This window comes from Bradyrhizobium sp. UFLA05-108, assembly GCF_059803455.1.
In genome coordinates, this window is record NZ_JBANAZ010000072.1 from 30,647 (window position 1) to 47,423 (window position 16,777).

Here is a 16,777-nt window from a genome sequence, read left to right on the forward strand (position 1 = left end):
ACCCGGAATGACAGTGCATGGGTGGATGCCCGGGACAAGCCCGGGCATCACGATGTCACCGATATGATGGGGCGTGATGCTTACGCATCACACCATGTACTGGCCGCCATTGACCGACAGTGTCGAGCCGGTGATGGCGCCGGCCTCATCGGCTGCGAGGAACACCACCGCGCGGGCGATCTCCTCGGGCTCGCCAAGACGGCCGATCGGGATCAGCGGCAGGATTGCCTTCTCCAGCACGTCCTTCGGCACCGCCTGCACCATCTCGGTGTTGATGTAGCCCGGGCAGATCGCATTCACGGTGACGCCGCCCTTGGCGTTCTCCAGCGCGAGCGCCTTGGTGAAGCCGATCTCGCCGGCCTTTGCGGCGGAATAGTTCACCTGGCCGAACTGGCCCTTCTGGCCGTTGATCGAGGAGATGTTGATGATGCGGCCGAACTTGCGCGCGCGCATGCCCTCGATCACCTGGCGCGACATGTTGAACAGCGAGCCGAGATTGGTGCCGATCACGGCGTTCCATTGCTCGACGCTCATCTTGTGGAACGCGCCGTCCTTGGTGATGCCGGCATTGTTGACGAGCACGTCGACCGGGCCGACCTCGGCTTCGACCTTCTTCACGCCCTCGGCGCAGCCGTCGAAGGAACTGACGTCCCATTTGTAGACGTTGATCCCGGTCTCGGCCTTGAACTTCTCCGCCGCCGCGTCATTGCCGGCATAGCTCGCCGCGACCTTGTAGCCGGCCGCCTTCAGCGCCTTGCTGATCGCAGCACCGATGCCGCGCGTACCACCCGTGACCAATGCAACACGTGCCATATTGTATTCCTTCCCTCGACGTTTCCTTGGGCGCTTCTAGAGATTTGAGTGATCGTTTTTACTGACGGATTATGCGGGTGGATTGACGGACATCAAGAACAAAACGCCCGGCGGTGAGCCGGGCGCATGTCTTTAGTCGAGGCTTACGCGGTTGCGAAGAATATTTGAGTTGCAACCGCCGCCTTTTTAGTCGCGTGCAACGCACGCGTTACATTTTAATCGCGAGCAATGCACATCGCGATGCCCATGCCGCCGCCGATGCACAGCGTGGCGAGGCCCTTCTTCGAATCGCGCTTCTGCATCTCGTGCAGCAGCGTCACCAGCACGCGTGCGCCGGAGGCACCGATCGGGTGACCGATCGCGATCGCGCCGCCGTTGACGTTGACCTTCGAGGTATCCCAGCCGAGGTCCTTGTTGACGGCGCAGGCCTGCGCCGCGAAGGCTTCGTTGGCCTCGATCAGATCGAGATCGCCGACGTTCCAGCCGGCCTTCTTCAGCGCCAAACGCGAGGCCGGGATCGGGCCGGTGCCCATGATCTTCGGATCGACGCCGGCATGCGCCCAGGAGACGATCCGGGCGATCGGCTTCTTGCCTTCCTTGGCCGCCTGCTTCGCGGTCATCAGCACGACGGCAGCGGCGCCGTCATTGATGCCGGATGCGTTGCCGGCCGTCACCGTGCCGTCCTTCTCGAAGGCCGGCCGCAGCTTGCCCATCGCATCGAGGGTTGCGCCATGGCGCGGATATTCGTCGGTATCGACCACCACGTCGCCCTTGCGGGTCTTGATGGTGACCGGAACGATTTCGTCCTTGAACTTGCCGGCCTTCTGCGCAGCCTCCGCCTTGTTCTGCGAAGCGACCGCGAACTCGTCCTGCTGGGCGCGGGTGATCTGAAATTGCTTGGCCACGTTCTCGGCGGTGTTGCCCATGTGGTAGCCGTTGAAGGCATCCCACAGGCCGTCCTTGATCATGGTGTCAACGAATTCGAGGGCACCCATCTTGACGCCACCGCGCAGGTGCTGGGCGTGCTGGGCCATGCTCATGGACTCCTGCCCACCGGCGACCACGATGTCGGAATCGCCGTTGACCAGCGCCTGATAGCCGAGCGCGACCGAGCGCAGACCCGAACCGCAGAGTTGGTTGACGCCCCAGGCCGGGCTATCCACGGGGATGCCGGCCGCGATCGAGGCCTGGCGGGCCGGGTTCTGGCCCTGTCCAGCGGTCAGAATCTGGCCCATGATGACCTCGGAGACCCTGCCGGGCTCGATGCCACCGCGCTCCAGCGCTGCCTTGATGGCAATGGCGCCGAGGTCGTGGGCGGGAAGGGTCGCGAAGGCTCCGTTGAAGCTTCCGACCGCGGTGCGGGCGGCGCTGACGATGACGACATCGTCTGACATGGGCATCTCCTGGGGCTTGAGGTTCTTTGAAATGGGGGCAGGCAGGCGATCAGAAAAGGCTCGCCAGTCTCACCCAGCATCCTGTTAATGTCGTTGCGGCATGTCAATCGGCCGAGGGGCAGATTCATACCGCAGCGCACTCAGAATAGCGCATCTGTCGATTTCGCAAGCAAGTTTTTGCTCTGCAATTAACCGTGGCGCACAAAACGGTAGCGTGAGCCCTTTGAAAATGCTTATTTTGTTGCGTTGCGTACTCTTCCCGCCCTGCGGCATAGCCCGCCGGGTTCCCGTTCTCAGCGTTTGCAAGTGAGAGCCCATGGCGAAATCAGACCAACCCACCACAATCAAAAAATACGCTAACCGCCGGCTCTATAACACCGGAACGAGCACCTATGTGACGCTGGAAGACCTCGCGGCCATGGTGAAGGAAGGCGAGGATTTCTTGGTTTATGACGCCAAGACCGGCGACGACATCACCCGCTCGGTACTCGCCCAGATCATCTTCGAGCAGGAGAACAAGGCCGGCCAGAACCTCCTGCCCACCACCTTCCTGCGCCAGCTGATCCGCTTCTACGGCGACAGCATGCAGATGGTGGTGCCGAAATATCTGGAGCAGTCGCTCGCGACGCTGACCCAGGAGCAGGAGAAATTCCGCAAGCAACTCGCCAACACCCTGTCCGGCACACCCTTTGCGCCGCTGGAGGAGCAGGTCCGCCGCAACATGGAGCTGTTCCAGCAGACCTTCTCGATGTTCAAGCCGTTCGCGACCCCACAGCGCTCCGCCACGCCGGAGCCTGAGCCCGAAGCCAACGGCGAGGCGCCGAAGAGCGACAACATCGACGAGCTGCGTCAGCAGATGAAGGACATGCAGGAGCGCCTCGAGCGGATGTCGAAAAAGGAGGAGTAGGCTCCTCTGTCGCGCGTGTCCCGGGCGCAACGAGCACGCTGTCCACCGCTGCACTGACACCGCCCCGAGGTCGTCCTGGCGAAAGCCATACTCCCGGCCAGTGCGCGAGCCACGCCTCCCTTTCCACCGCCGTCATTCCCCGCGAAGGCGGGGAATCCAGTACGCCGCGGCTTATCGTTTCATAACGAACGTCTCGGAGTACTGGATCGCCCGATCAAGTCGGACGATGACACCGAGAGTAGGGCACGCGCGTGCCTCGATCTCGTCATCAAGAGTGCAGGCAATCGCGCCGCTCATCCCACTCACATCCCAGATCGCGGATACATCTTCTCGCCGGACACAGTCATTTTCCCAACGATCAGTTGCAGAATCCGCATCCGCGGTCACGGTCCGTAAACTAAAGCGTTTAAGACAATCTTCCCGGATGGCCGCTTAAGCTCCGCCTCGCCGATTACGCCCGTTCATTGTCCCGCGACTGACGAAGCGCCCTTGCCGATGACGACGCCCAGCAAGACAGAGCCGCGCGCGAGCGTCCAGCATGGGCCTGAAGCCTTGCTCGCGCTCAGCCAGCTTGCGCTCGATCGCATGGAGCAGGGTGTCTGCGTCTACGATTCCGACAACCGGATCGTGCTGTTCAACCGCCGCTATGTCGACCTCTTCGACATGTCGCCCGAGGTAGTGCGCCCCGGGACGAGCTATCGCGAGGTGCTGGCTCACAGTGCTTCGCGCGGCAACTTTCCAACGAGCGAGATCGACAAGCTCTATCGGGAGCGCGTCGCGCAGATCGCGAACGGCAAGCGCTTCCGGACGGAGCAGCGGCTCTCCAGTGGCCTTGTCCTGGCGCTCGATCTGAAGCCGCTCCCCGAGGGCGGCTGGATGACGATCTGCGACGACGTCACCCGCCTCGACCGGCTCGAGGCAGAGCTGCGCATGCAGACCGAGCGCAGCCAGCATGCGCTCACCAACATGTCGCACGGTCTCATCATGTACGACGCGCAAGGCAGCGTGGTCGTCTGCAACGAGCAGTTTCTTCGCCTCTACAACCTCGACCCCGACATCGTGAAGCCCGGCGTGTCGCACAGCGCCGTGATCGCGCACTGGGCCTCGCGCGGCAATCTGCCCGGCATGTCCGCGGAGAAATTCCACGACAGGCGGATGAACGATGTGCGCGCCAAGAACTCGGATGCCGTGCTCGTGATGCGCTACGACGGTCGAATGGTGCAGGCGATATCGCGCTTCCTGCCCGACGGCGGCTGGGTGACGGTGCACGAAGACGTCACCGAGCGGCTGCGGTACGAGGAGGCGTTGAAGCAGCAGAATTTCATGCTCGACGCGGCTCTTGAGAACATGGCGCACGGGCTCGCCTTCTACGACGGCGACATGCGGCTCAAGGTCTGCAACAACCGCTACCGCGAGATCTACCGGCTGTCGCTCGAGGAGACCAGGCCGGGCACGCATCTCGCCGAACTGATCGAGCGGTCGATGGCGAATGGTGCCTTCGCATCCGAGTACAGTCCGCAGCAGATCCTGGAAGCCGCCCGCGCACGCATCGCGAGCCGCGACGACTCGTCGATGCGGCGGAGCATGGCCAACGACACCGTCGTCTCGGTGCGCTACTGCGCGCTACCCGAGGGCGGCTTCGTCGCAACCTACGAGGACATCACCGAGCGCGAACGCGCGGTCGAGGAGCTCAGCGAGCAGTACCGCCGGTTCGACGCGGCGCTGAACAACATGAGTCAGGGGCTGTGCATGCTCGACAGCCATCTGCGGGTCATCGTCTGCAATACCCGTTACATCGAGATGTTCGGCCTGTCGCCCGAGATCGTGAAGCCCGGCGTCTCCATGCGCGAGATCATGGAGCATAGCTGCGCGCTCGGCATCAATCCGAACACGACGGCAGCCGCACTCTATGCCGACTATATCGAGCGGCTGCGCGAGGGCGCCCATACGCTGCACCGCCATTTGAGCGACGGTCGCATCATCAAGCTCAACCACTCCCGGATGTCGCGTGGCGGCTGGGTTGTTACCTACGAGGACGTCACCGAGCGCCACAAGACGCAGGCCCGCGTCGCGCATATGGCGCGGCACGATTCGCTGACCGACTTGCCCAACCGCGTGCTGTTCCGCGAGAAGATGGGCGAGGGCCTGAGCGAGGTGGCGACCGCCGGCGGCGCGATGGCCGTGCTGTGCCTCGACCTCGACAATTTCAAGACCGTCAACGATCGGCTGGGACACGCCGCCGGCGACCGGCTGCTGCGCTGGGTCGCGGCGCAGCTGAAGGAGCAGGCGGGCGAGCACGCCACCGTGGCGCGACTCGGCGGTGACGAATTCGCGCTGATCCAGCGCGGGCCGCAGCCGGAAGCGGCCGAAAAGCTGGCGCGCCGCCTGATCGAGATCATCGGCCGCCCCCCGCCCCTCGAAAACCAGTCTATCCATGTCGGCGTCAGCATCGGCATCGCAGTCGCGCCCGATCACGGGCTCGACGCGGACGAGCTGATGAAATGCGCCGACCTCGCACTCTATGGCGCGAAGGCCAAGGGGCGCGGCGCCTGTCAGATCTTCGAGCCCGCGATGGAGGAAGAGGCCCGCGCGCGGCACGCGCTGGAGGCGGACTTGCGCGGTGCGCTCGAGGGGCACGAATTTCATCTGACGTTCCAGCCGCAGGTTCGCCTCGACACGTCCGAATTGACCGGCTTCGAGGCGCTGCTGCGCTGGAGACATCCTTCGCGCGGCATGGTCTCGCCGGCGGAGTTCATTCCGATCGCGGAGGAGACCGGGCTGATCGTTCCCATCGGCGAATGGGTCTTGCGCACGGCGTGCGCGACGGCGGCAAGCTGGCCGGACATGAGCATCGCGGTGAACCTGTCACCGGTGCAATTCCGCGCGCGCGGTCTCGTCGCCATGATCACGAGCGCACTCGCCGAGGCCGGCCTTGCGCCGCACCGGCTCGAGCTCGAGGTCACCGAGACGGCGCTGCTCGACGACAGCGAGGCCACGATCGAGATCCTGCATCAGCTCCGTTCGCTCGGCGTGCGCGTCAGCCTCGATGATTTCGGCGTCGGCTATTCCTCGCTCAGCTATTTGCGCAAGTTTCCATTCGACCGCATCAAGATCGACCGCTCCTTCGTCGGCACGCTCGGCGAATGTCCGGAAAGCGTCGCCATCGTCCGCACCATCGCCAGCCTCGGCTCGGTGCTCGGCGTCGAGACCACGGCGGAAGGCGTCGAGACCTCCGACCAGCTCGACTTCGTCCGCGAATGCGGCTGCACCGCCGTGCAGGGATTTTATTTCGGCAAGCCATGCCCGGCCGCGGAAGTCGGGCGCGTGATCGAAAGGCTGAGTGCGATACGGCAAGTGGCGTGAGGCGTCCGTCTGGACTGCTTCGCTAACCCGCACCAAAAATCGTAGGGTGGGCAAAGGCGCGCTTGCGCCGTGCCCACCATCCCTCCACCATTGCGACAGAAGTGGTGGGGGCACGCTTCGCTTTGCCCACCCTACGATTCCTACCCCGCCGCGGGCACCACGCTGTCTTGCGGCGTGCCCCACCGCCGTTCGGCTGAGGCGAGGCCGATCAGGCGGCCCTGGATGTAGTCGCAGCCCCAGTCGCGCAGCATGTTTGCTGCGTCCTCGTCCTGCACCCATTCTGCGACCGTCTTGATGTCGAGGCGGCGGGCGAGGTCGATCAGGGTCTGCACGAAGGCGCGGTCGTCCGCGGAACGGGTCATGTTCTGCACGAAAGCGCCGTCGATCTTGACGATGTCGACGCCGAGCTTGCGCAGATTCCGGAACGAGGTGTAGCCGGCGCCGAAATCATCGATGGCGATGCGGCTGCCGAAATGCTTGAGACGGCCGACGAAGGCGCGAACGTCGTCGATGTCCTGGATCGCCACCGTCTCAGTGATTTCGACGATCAGCCGCTCGGCAACGCCCGGATGGGCCTGCATCAGCGATTCGATCGACGCCCACCAGTCGGGATCCATGGTGGTATCCGGCGAGATATTGAGGCTGAGCCTGACCTCGGGGCAAGCGGCAAGCTCGGCGACGACGAGCTCGAGCACCCGGTGGTCGACAAGGCGGATGAGGCCGAGCCGCTCGGCCACCGGCACGATGTCGGGCGCGAGCAGCGTCCGCCCGTCGCCCTGCTCCATCCGCACCAGACATTCGTAGAATGCGCCGTCGCGCGTCGCGGCCGAGACCACCGGCTCATAGGCGAGCACGATGCGGCGATCGTTCAGCGCGGTGACGATCTCGTCGGTGACGCGGATGTTGACGCGGCGCTGCGCGTCGCGCTCCGCATTCGGACGCCAGGTGCCGAGCGAGCCGGCGCGGCGGCGTTTTGCGGCGTCGAGCGTCTCGTGCGCGCGGTTGATCGCTTCATCGGTATTGCGGGCATAGCGGGGAACGCTGACCGCACCGATCGAGGCGGTGACCGAGACCGGGCCCGATTTGGTCGGCACCACTTCGTCGCGGATACCGGCGAGGAAGCGTTCGGCGGCGACGTTCATGTCGTCCACGGTGCAGTTCTTCAGGATCAGGCCGAACTTGTTGCCCGAGAAGCGCCCGAGCACATCGCCGCCGCGAAGCCGCGCGCGAATGCGTTTTGCCACGTCGAGGATCACGGCGTCCGCAACGTCGAAGCCGAAGGCGTCGTTGACACGGGCGAGATGATCAATGCCGACCAGCATGAAGGCCGATGCCGAGCGGAAACGCGTAGACTCTTCGATCGCCTCCGCGAGCGCCGCGATCAGATGGGTGCGGTTGAGCTCGCCGGTCAGGGGATCGAGCCGGGCGAGCTTTGCAAGCTCCTCGTCGCGGGCGTGGCGCTCATTGTTGATGCGGACGGCGCCGATCGCACGGACCGGCCGGCCATCGGGACCTGCGAACCAACGGCCGGTCTCCTCGATCCAGACCACGGGATCGGAGGCGCTCATGCGCACGCCATATTCGGCCCGGTATGGCGTGCCGTCGGAGCCGTGCACGGCCGGCAACTGGGCCAGCGCGGCCATGCGCAGCGATTGCGACGGCTCGATCAGGCGGGCGAATTCCGCGCCGGTCGCCAGCCGCTCGGCCGGGATGCCGGGGAAGACGGAACCGACCTGCTCGCCCCACTGAATTGCATCGCTCGCGATATCCCAGATGAAGACGGCCTCGCCGAGGGAGGCCAGGATGTCGGAGGCTTGCGGCAGGGCAGCGGTCAAGGGTGCCTCGTTTCGGGACAGCGGAGACGGTCTCGCAACCTGAGGATAGTGCGAGATTCGGCTTTGACCCTAGGCAAAGTTCATAAACAATTTGGAAACCACGTTTCGAAGCTGCTCCGGAACCGGAACGGCCTGGCCGGCATAGACCTTGCGAGTACCTCACACGCACGGCGACCCGCGTCCCGAAACGCGACAGTCTCGCCGGATTTGAGCCGGATCAACGGTGTTTGCGATGGTGAGTACGGATCGAGCAGGGGAAGCGGAAGGCGGCACTGGGACCGCCCTGGTCCCGCTCACCCCGACGCTTGAATGGGCCCACAAGGTGGTGGTGCTGCCGCGCCCGGACCCGAGCTTCGTCACCCAGCTCATTGCCAATGCCGAGCACGTGCCGCAGACAAGCCGGCTGCGCCGGGCGAGCCCTGCCGACGCGAACATGGCCTATGGACTTAAGCACCCCCTGGGCACCGTAAGCGCCAGGACGCGCCAGGTGGCGTGAGAAGCGTCGGTTAGTTTCTCGATCGAAGCCCCGGACTCGCTGCACCTCTCCTGCTTGCGGGGGAGGTCGGCGCGAAGCGCCGGGTGGGGGCTCTCGCCCCATCGGGAATGTTCATTGCGGAAACACCCCCACCCCAGCCCTCCCCGCAAGCGGGAGAGGCGCGTACCGACCAAGCGGTTACAGAGGACCCAATCTCAGTCAGCGCTGCGGCGTATCGGGCGAGGCCGGCGTGCCGTTGCTCGGCTGGAGATGCGGCGAAGCGATTTCCGGCGAAGGCGCGGCTTGCGGAGTTTTTGGCGCGGGGTGATCCATCAGCACGGATTCGGCGACGGACTGCGCGGATGGTGTAGGTGCAGGAGGCGCGACCGGCGCGGGCTGTGGCGCAGGCGTCATGCGCGGCTCGACGACCGGTTCATCCGCCTGCTCCTCGACCTGACGGCGCGCCTTGCGCGGTGCCGGTGCGGCCTCGGTGACATAGGCGCGACGACGCGTGCGCTGGGCGACGCCGCCGATGAAATCGGCCATCGCGAGCAGCACCAGCAGGAAATAGATGGAGTTGCCGAATTTGGGCCACATCACGAATTCGGCCACGGCCGCGCCGAACACGATCAGCGACAGCAGATGGTCCATCAGGAACTTTGCGCCGGGCCGCGCACCCTTCACGACCTCGAGGAGCAGCAGCACAATTCCGAGCGCGAGCAGGAGATCGCCTAGCGTGACCGGCCACAGCTCGCCCGTGATCATCGGCACCTTGAACAGCACATCCGTGAAGGACACGGTGGGCATCAGGAAAACGATGATGTTGTAGACCGCGAGCGGAATGAGAAGCAGCGGGAAACCGACCATCGCGTGTGCGCCTTCCTGATCGTGACATCCGGGCAGGACAATGCGGCGGCGAAGCGTTTGCTCCGCCGCCGTCACCGTCTTAACTCACTGATTGGCCGAATCCAGGCAGGCGAAACGCCCCCGCCTGTCGATACGCCGGCCTCAGGACTCTTTCTTCTTCAGGACCTGCCGGCCCTTGTACATGCCGGTCTTGAGGTCGAGATGGTGCGGACGGCGGAGTTCGCCGGAATCCTTGTCCTCGACATAGGTCGGCTTCTTCAGCGCGTCAGCCGAGCGGCGCATGCCACGGCGCGACGGCGAGGTTTTTCTTCTCGGAACGGCCATTATCAATATCCTCTAGGGATTGGTGTTCGGGGCATCGTCCAGCCTTCCGGACGGCTCAGCACCCGCAAACGGGGCGAGCTGAATGCCGATCAAGGCCGGGCTTATAGAGGAAGGCTGTTCGTAAAGCTAGGGTTTTGGGCCGGAAAAAGCGCCCGAAATGGGCTCAAAATCCGCGATTTTCCCGCCAACATGTCGAAACGGCCTGCGCCCGCGCCATATAGGTCACCGCCAGTCGCCGCACCCCCGGTCCCGGGGTGCGGGCACTGCGCTTGACCGGGTTCGGCAGAATCGAGGCCAGAAGTCCTGCCTCGCGGGGCGAGAGGCTGGCGGCGGACTTGCCGAAGGCATAGGTGCTGCCTGCTTCGACGCCGAACTGCCCCTGCGGCCCGAGCTCGGCGATATTGAGGTAAATCTCCAGAATCCGCGGCTTGGGCAGCACGAAATCGATCCACAGCGCCAACGGAAACTCCAGCACTTTCCGGACGGGGTCCCGTCCCTGCCAGAGGAACAGGTTCTTGGCCACCTGCTGGGTGATGGTGGAGGCGCCGCGGAACGGAGTTCCGTCCTCCTGCGCGTCGTCGATCGCCTCGCGCAGCGCGCCCCAGTCGATGCCGTGATGCTTGCAGAAATGGGCATCTTCGGCGGCGACCACCGCGCGCGGCAAATAGGGCGACATCGCCGAAAGATCGATCCATTGCCGCTGCATCGGTGCGCCACGCAGACTGCGCCAGGCCATCAATGTCGAAACCGGGTGGCCGGTGCGGTAGAAGGGCGCGATTACGTAGGGCAGGAGCGCCACGGCGGTCAGCACCAGAGCCAGGGTTTTGACGATGCGAAAAATCGACCTTGTCCTGCGCCAAAATGAAAGTGATGAACGGCCCCAGCGATTAAGCCTGTGATAATTCGGGCCTTTTCCAGCAGTTTTAAGGCGTTCCAAGTGATTGACGGAAGCGCCTGCATAAAGGATTGTCCGGCCGAATTTTAGTTCTGGAGCCTTTCTTGATGACCGGCACGACCCCGTCCGATTTCGCCAACCGCCTGGACAAGACCGCTGACGATACCGAGGCCCTGCTGGCCAAGCTGTTGTCGGACGGCATCCTGCCAGACGAGATCGCGCGCCCCAAGCGGCTGATGGACGCCATGCGCTATTCGAGCCTCGGCGGGGGCAAGCGCTTGCGGCCGTTCCTGGTGGTCGAGAGCGCCGCGGTGTTCGGCGTGCCGCGCGAGGCTGCACTGCTCGTGGGTGCCGCGCTCGAATGCATCCACTGCTATTCGCTGATCCATGACGATCTGCCGTCGATGGACAATTCCGACCTGCGCCGCGGTCGCCCGACGCTGCACAAGCAGACCGACGACGCCACCGCGATCCTCGCCGGCGACGGCCTCTTGACGCTCGCCTTCGACGTCGTGACCCGCGACGAGATCCATCGCGACGCCAATGTCCGGCTCTTGTTGACGCGCGCGCTGGCGCGCTGCGCCGGCATCGGCGGCATGGTCGGCGGGCAGATGCTCGATCTCGCCGGTGAAGGACGCTTCGGCGATCGCGAACCGGTCGACGTCGCGCGGATCCAGCAGATGAAGACCGGCGCGCTGCTGCGCTATGGCTGCATCGCCGGCGCGATCCTCGGCCAGGCCTCACACAAGGAGTATCAAGCGCTCGACGATTACGGCCGCGCGCTCGGCGAAGCGTTCCAGATCGCCGACGATTTGCTCGACGTCGAGGGCGATGCGGCAGCGCTCGGCAAGCCGTCCGGCCAGGACGCGGCGCTCGGCAAGACCACCTTCGTCACCCAGCTCGGCATCGAAGGCGCCAAGCAGCGCGTGCGTGACCTGCTCGCGCGCGCAGACGCCGCCGTCTCGATCTTCGGTGATCGCGCCGCGGTGCTGCAGGCTGCCGCGCGGTTCGTGGCCGAGCGGAAGAACTGATCGAACGATGACGGACGGCGGCAAAGAAGATCCCGTCCTCGTCCGCTTCCGGAAGATGTCGCGGCCGGTGCGCGTGGTTTATGCGCGGCCGAGGACCTTCATCGCGCTAACCGCGGGCATTCTGGTTGCTCTGCTGCTGCCGGGCTCGTTCCGGCCGGTGACGCGGCTGTTGCTTGGCTGGGACGCGCTGATCACGGTCTATCTCATGCTGGTCTACAGCATGATGCTGAACCAGGACCACAGCCACATCCGCCGGGCCGCCGTCATGCAGGACGACGGTCGTTTCGTCATCCTGCTGGTAACGGCGGTCGGCGCATTCGCGAGCATCGCTGCCATCGTCGCCGAGCTCGGCACCCATCGCGGCGTCGGCGAGCTTTCGCTCGCGATTGCCACGATCGGACTTTCGTGGGCGGCGGTGCACACGACCTTCGCGCTGCACTACGCCCATGACTATTACCGCCACACCAAGCCGGGCGGCCTGCAATTTCCGAGCGGCGACAAGGATGACCACGCCGACTACTGGGACTTCGTCTATTTTTCCTTCGTGATCGGCATGACTGCGCAGGTCTCCGACGTCGGCATCACCGACAAGACCATCCGCCGCACCGCGACTGCGCACGGCATCGTCTCGTTCATCTACAACACCGCGCTGCTCGCGCTGACGGTAAACATCGCGGCAAGCGCGATCGCGACGTAGGCTGCGGCAACAAGCTTTCGCTAGTCGCAGATCTCGGGGTTGGGGTCGGCGCCATAGCCGCCGCCGCCGCGATATCCGAGATGACAGCCGCGCTTGACCGGGCGGCAGATGAGGTCGTTGCAATAGATCTGACCGCTGCCTCCGGAAGCGCGGCCTCCGGCTGCCGTCGCGGCGGCGCCGGCCTGCGGACGCGGTTTTGCCGGGCGATCCTGCTGCTGGCCGTCGTCGCGCTTGGCAGTGCTCGCGGGCTGCTTGGCGCGCTTCTTCTCGCATTCATTGTCGTCGTTCAGCACATAGCCGTCGCCGCAGACGATCTTGGTGCACTTGTCGCCATCCGACTTGTAGCCGCGATCGCAGACCAGCGGGCAGACCCGTGACGGCTTGGCCTTGACCGCGTCGAGCGCATCGGTGCTTGCGACCTTCACGTCGAGCTTGGTGCCGGCATAGCGGTTGAACTGCGACAGCGAGCGCTGCGACGCCGTGTTCCAGTTGCCGTCGGCTTGCCCTGAGAAGCAGCCGACGCGGCCGAGTTCGGTCTGCACCGAGCGGGTCAGATCGGCTGGTGCGCTCGGCGTCAGCGCGGCAACGTTGGTGCCGGGCGTATTGTTGGCCTTTGCGGTCGAGACAGCGGGCGTCGCGGCCGCCAGATTGACGCGCTGCTGCTCGGCGGCGGCCGCCTGCTGCTGTGCCTGCTCCTTGACCTTCTGGGCGGTGAGCTGCGCCTGCTCGGCGGCTTTCGCATCGGCCTCGGCCCTGGCCTGGGCATCCTTCTGCGCGCCCGCCGCGGCAAGACGATCGCGCTCGGCTTCCGCCTGCTTCGCCTTTGCGGTTGCCGCCGCGTGCACCTCTTCGGCCGCGATCTTGTCGAGCTGGAGTTTTGCCAGGCTCGAATAGAAGCCGTCCGGATGCTGGACAAGGAACGCATCCCACGCCGCCTTGTTGCCGACCTGGAGCGCGAGCTCGTAATCGCGCCGCACCTCGGCCTGCGCATTGACGGCGGGCTGGGCCGGCGCCACCACCGCGACCTTGGCCGGCACCAGCGGTACGTCGTCGCCGCCGAGCGAGCCATAGACGAATGGCTCCTGCTTGTTGTTGGTGGTCTTCAAGACGTCGTCGCGCACGAAGCCGAAGGCGCGGCGGACGTCGAGCCCCGGCGTCGTCAGATGCTTCGACAACGCCATCGTGAACGGGCTGTTGCCGCCGTCGCCGTCCTGCGCCGTGGAGCCGGCCTTGGCCGAATAGGCAATCAGCGTGTTGGGGCTGGTCGGCTCGACCTGGGCGAGGCCGCGCCCGATGCCGCGCGAGGCGATCGTGCGTTTCATGGACTTGCCGAAGGGATTGTCGCGGCAGGCGTCGAGGATCACCAGACGAAGCTGCTTGGCAGGCTCGATCGCGACCAGGACGCGATCGAGCGACAGCGCTTCGTCATAGACGTCGGTATCGCGCTCGAGCTTGGCGTCGACGGGGATCAGATAGTTCGCGCCGTCGACCTCGATGCCGTGGCCGGCATAATAGACGACAGCGATATCGGCATCGCGCGCGGAATCGGCGAATTCGCGCAGCGCGCGGCGCGTCTCCAGCGCCGGCAGGTCGTGGCGGGCGTCGACCACATCGAAGCCGGCCTCCTTCAGCGTCTTCGCGATGACGGCCCCGTCATTGTCGGGGTTCGCGAGTTGCGGCGCATTCTGATAGGCGGAATTGGAGAGCACCAGCGCGACGCGCTTGGCGGCAAAGGCCGGCCCGGCGCCGAGCAGCAGCGCGAGCGCGAGGAGAAGCGGACAAAATCTGAACAGGCTGCGCATCACCGAACTTCCAGCTCAAGGGAGAATTCGACACCCTCCCGACCTATCTAGCAACATCCGCGCCGCGCGCTTGTGACGGACGTCACAGCTTGTGATGGAGATCACGACGGGCCGTGCGTCAGCTCGCGGGGAAAGACCTTTTTGTTAGTCTCGCCAGAAGGGTAGCGGTTCGCAGGATCGGGAGCGTTTGCGAGTCGCTCAGCCCGCTCCGACATGCCCGCGGTGCTGCGGCAGATTGTCCGTGATCTCGTACCAGGGCGCCTTGGAGCCGACGAACATATGCGCGGTCGGGCGGATCGAGGGATCGTCGATCAGGGTTCCCATGGTGACGTGGACCCATTGGCCCTCGCGCACCACGGAATAGAGCAGCGAGCCGCAGCGGGCGCAATGCGCGTCGTGAGTTGCCGCCTCGTCGCCATAGATCAGCCGCGCGTCCTCGCCCGTGACCACGCGGAACTTGTGCCGCTCGATCCCGGCGAACGGCTTGAAGGCGGAGCCGGTGGTGCGGCGGCAGTTCGAGCAATGACAATTCAGCGCATAGACGAATTCATCCGCGACGTCGTACTGCACGGCGCCGCAGTAACATCTTCCGGCGAGGCGGCGACGGCTTGTCGTGCTTGTCACGATCCTTCTCCAGCGCAGAATACGGCGTGACACTGTAGCGGGTCGGCCAGCCCCTGCCGATCAGCTTTTCGCGACCAAATCGCTGGCGGATTCGCGAAGCCCGCCCTACGTTCTCCCGTCGCGCCAACGTGCCAGGGAAGGAGAGAAGCATGGGGTATGACCGCTCGAGTGTCGAGGCCGTGGTACAAGGCTATTTCGACGCGCTCTACGAAGGCGACGCCGACAAGCTCGGCGCGGTGTTCCACCCCTCCGCCGACCTGCGCTGGGTGGAAAAGGGCGAGCTCAAGATCCTGACGGTGCCGGACTGGCTCGCCTGGATACGCAAGCGGGCCTCTGCAAAGTCGGAAGGCAAGCCGCGCGAGGATTTCATCGTCACCATCGACCGCTCGGACGACAAGACCGCCTTCATCAAGGTCAAATGCCAACTGCCGCCTCGCTACTTCACCGACTATCTCGTGGCGATGAAGCTCGCCGGCGGCTGGCAGATCGTGTCGAAGTCGTATCGGTATGATTTGAAAGACTGAGGGACGGCGGCCACGAAGACGTTGGACGTCGCGCTCGAAAGCGTTCCCCAATTTTCGTCATTGCGAGCGTAGCGAAGCAATCCAGACTCTTTCCGCGGAGACGGTCTGGATTGCCTCGTCGCTGCGCTCCTCGCAATGACGGCTGGGAGAGATCGCGCGCTGCGTTCCCTCTACTCTAGGAGGGGGGCCACACTCGGCTCCAGCGCTCGCTGCACGTGCCGTCCTCTCACGACGGATACACCCCTTCCTGGGCTACCCCCTCCCCTCCCTCCCCCACAAGGGCAGGGCTATCGCATATGACGTCGGCGCTTACGCGCTGAAGTTTCCAAATCGTCATGGCCGGGCTTGTCCCGGCCATCCACGACCTTTCCCGCAGCACGAAGTACGTGGATGCCCGGGACAAGCCCGGGCATGACGAGATTGTGGCAGCGGCATGCCGAACCAACGCGATCCGCAAACGCGATAGCCCGCAAGGGGGAGGGTAGCGGAGTTCGCGGCGCCACTGTGCGTCACAAATTTGTCCGAGCTATCGATGAAACCCGTCGCGGATGCATCGTGATTGCGCTCACGGGCATCTCCGCAATGCCCACACTCGCCTGAAAGATTCCCATGCTGCTCAATCGTCGTTTGCTGGTCGCCTCGCTGTGTGCGCTGGCCACACGTCCCGTCTTTGCCGAGGAGGCGCCGCCGGCGCTTCAAACCTATGAACGCGAGAGCGGCGGCAAGGTTGGCTTCTATGCCGAGAACCTCAGCTCCGGCAAAAAGCTCGCCTGGCGCGCCGACGAGCGGTTTGTCATGTGCTCGACGTTCAAGGCTTCGCTTGCAGCCTGCGTGCTGGCGCGGGTCGATCGCGGCGAGGACCAGCTTGCGGCCATGATCGGCTATCGGCAGGCCGACCTGCTCGACTATGCGCCGGTGGCGAAGGAGAACCTGTCGAAGGGCGCGATGTCGGTCGCCGACATGTGCAAGGCCAGCGTCGAGCTCAGCGACAACACCTGCGCCAACCTCCTGCTGGCGCGGATCGGGGGACCGGCGGCACTCACCGCGTTCTGGCGCTCGCTCGGCGACACCACCTCGCGGCTCGATCACAACGAGCCTGAGCTCAACCGTTCGCCGCCGGGCGACCCGCACGACACGACCACGCCCGCTGCCATGGCCGGCAATTTCCGCCGTCTCGTGCTGGGCGAAGCCCTGTCCGCAGCCTCGCGCGCAGAGCTCACCGACTG

At 64.9% G+C, this 16,777-nt stretch carries 15 protein-coding genes; 7 read left to right on the top strand and 8 right to left on the bottom strand.

All coding sequences use genetic code 11. The annotated features are described in order from the left end of the window. Positions 1-87 precede the first annotated feature (87 nt). Positions 88-813: an acetoacetyl-CoA reductase gene (phbB, locus tag SO140_RS36885; protein WP_027524036.1), complete on the bottom strand. Its 726-nt coding sequence runs from the start codon at positions 811-813 to the stop codon at positions 88-90. Between the two features lie 215 nt (positions 814-1,028). After that, a complete protein-coding gene (locus SO140_RS36890) occupies positions 1,029-2,207 on the bottom strand; it encodes an acetyl-CoA C-acetyltransferase (RefSeq protein ID WP_449382668.1) in 1,179 nt (392 codons plus the stop codon). 316 nt (positions 2,208-2,523) lie between these two features. On the opposite strand from SO140_RS36890, the gene phaR reads away from it, so the two are divergent. Then, positions 2,524-3,114, top strand: a complete 591-nt coding sequence (phaR, locus tag SO140_RS36895; protein ID WP_027524034.1) for a polyhydroxyalkanoate synthesis repressor PhaR — start codon at positions 2,524-2,526, stop codon at positions 3,112-3,114. Positions 3,115-3,609: 495 nt separating this feature from the next. After that, the gene (locus tag SO140_RS36900; protein ID WP_449382669.1) at positions 3,610-6,477 is read left to right on the top strand and encodes a PAS-domain containing protein; all 2,868 of its coding nucleotides are present in this window, start codon (positions 3,610-3,612) and stop codon (positions 6,475-6,477) included. A 140-nt stretch (positions 6,478-6,617) separates the two neighbouring features. Here the strand turns inward: SO140_RS36900 and SO140_RS36905 are convergent, their stop codons facing one another. Next, positions 6,618-8,312: an EAL domain-containing protein gene (locus SO140_RS36905; RefSeq protein WP_449382670.1), complete on the bottom strand. Its 1,695-nt coding sequence runs from the start codon at positions 8,310-8,312 to the stop codon at positions 6,618-6,620. Between the two features lie 232 nt (positions 8,313-8,544). Between SO140_RS36905 and SO140_RS36910 the strand changes: the two genes are divergently transcribed. Continuing rightward, the gene (locus tag SO140_RS36910) at positions 8,545-8,808 is read left to right on the top strand and encodes a hypothetical protein (protein ID WP_449382678.1); all 264 of its coding nucleotides are present in this window, start codon (positions 8,545-8,547) and stop codon (positions 8,806-8,808) included. Between the two features lie 198 nt (positions 8,809-9,006). On the opposite strand, the gene SO140_RS36915 is transcribed toward SO140_RS36910, so the two are convergent. The 3 genes from SO140_RS36915 to mtgA form a co-directional block, all read right to left on the bottom strand. Next, positions 9,007-9,654, bottom strand: coding sequence for a hypothetical protein (locus tag SO140_RS36915; RefSeq protein ID WP_449382671.1), 648 nt, complete (start codon positions 9,652-9,654; stop codon positions 9,007-9,009). A 141-nt stretch (positions 9,655-9,795) separates the two neighbouring features. Beyond that, on the bottom strand, positions 9,796-9,978 hold the full coding sequence (rpmF, locus tag SO140_RS36920) for a 50S ribosomal protein L32 (protein WP_024509484.1): 183 nt from the start codon (positions 9,976-9,978) through the stop codon (positions 9,796-9,798). 163 nt (positions 9,979-10,141) lie between these two features. Further along, the gene (gene mtgA, locus SO140_RS36925) at positions 10,142-10,819 is read right to left on the bottom strand and encodes a monofunctional biosynthetic peptidoglycan transglycosylase (protein WP_449382679.1); all 678 of its coding nucleotides are present in this window, start codon (positions 10,817-10,819) and stop codon (positions 10,142-10,144) included. A gap of 161 nt (positions 10,820-10,980) precedes the next feature. Here mtgA and SO140_RS36930 point away from each other — a divergent pair, with 161 nt between their 5' ends. Further along, positions 10,981-11,904: a polyprenyl synthetase family protein gene (locus SO140_RS36930; protein WP_449382672.1), complete on the top strand. Its 924-nt coding sequence runs from the start codon at positions 10,981-10,983 to the stop codon at positions 11,902-11,904. A 7-nt stretch (positions 11,905-11,911) separates the two neighbouring features. Continuing rightward, positions 11,912-12,601: a DUF1345 domain-containing protein gene (locus SO140_RS36935; protein WP_449382673.1), complete on the top strand. Its 690-nt coding sequence runs from the start codon at positions 11,912-11,914 to the stop codon at positions 12,599-12,601. 20 nt (positions 12,602-12,621) lie between these two features. Here SO140_RS36935 and SO140_RS36940 read toward each other — a convergent pair whose 3' ends face one another. Both SO140_RS36940 and SO140_RS36945 read right to left on the bottom strand, forming a co-directional pair. Then, positions 12,622-14,403, bottom strand: coding sequence for a caspase family protein (locus SO140_RS36940; protein ID WP_449382674.1), 1,782 nt, complete (start codon positions 14,401-14,403; stop codon positions 12,622-12,624). Between the two features lie 198 nt (positions 14,404-14,601). Further along, on the bottom strand, positions 14,602-15,027 hold the full coding sequence (locus SO140_RS36945; RefSeq protein ID WP_449382675.1) for a GFA family protein: 426 nt from the start codon (positions 15,025-15,027) through the stop codon (positions 14,602-14,604). Between the two features lie 149 nt (positions 15,028-15,176). On the opposite strand from SO140_RS36945, the gene SO140_RS36950 reads away from it, so the two are divergent. Together SO140_RS36950 and bla are read left to right on the top strand one after the other, a co-directional pair. Further along, positions 15,177-15,551: a nuclear transport factor 2 family protein gene (locus tag SO140_RS36950; protein WP_449382676.1), complete on the top strand. Its 375-nt coding sequence runs from the start codon at positions 15,177-15,179 to the stop codon at positions 15,549-15,551. Positions 15,552-16,160: 609 nt separating this feature from the next. Beyond that, positions 16,161-16,777: class A beta-lactamase (gene bla, locus SO140_RS36955; protein WP_498543811.1), on the top strand; the 617-nt coding region annotated here is incomplete at its 3' end.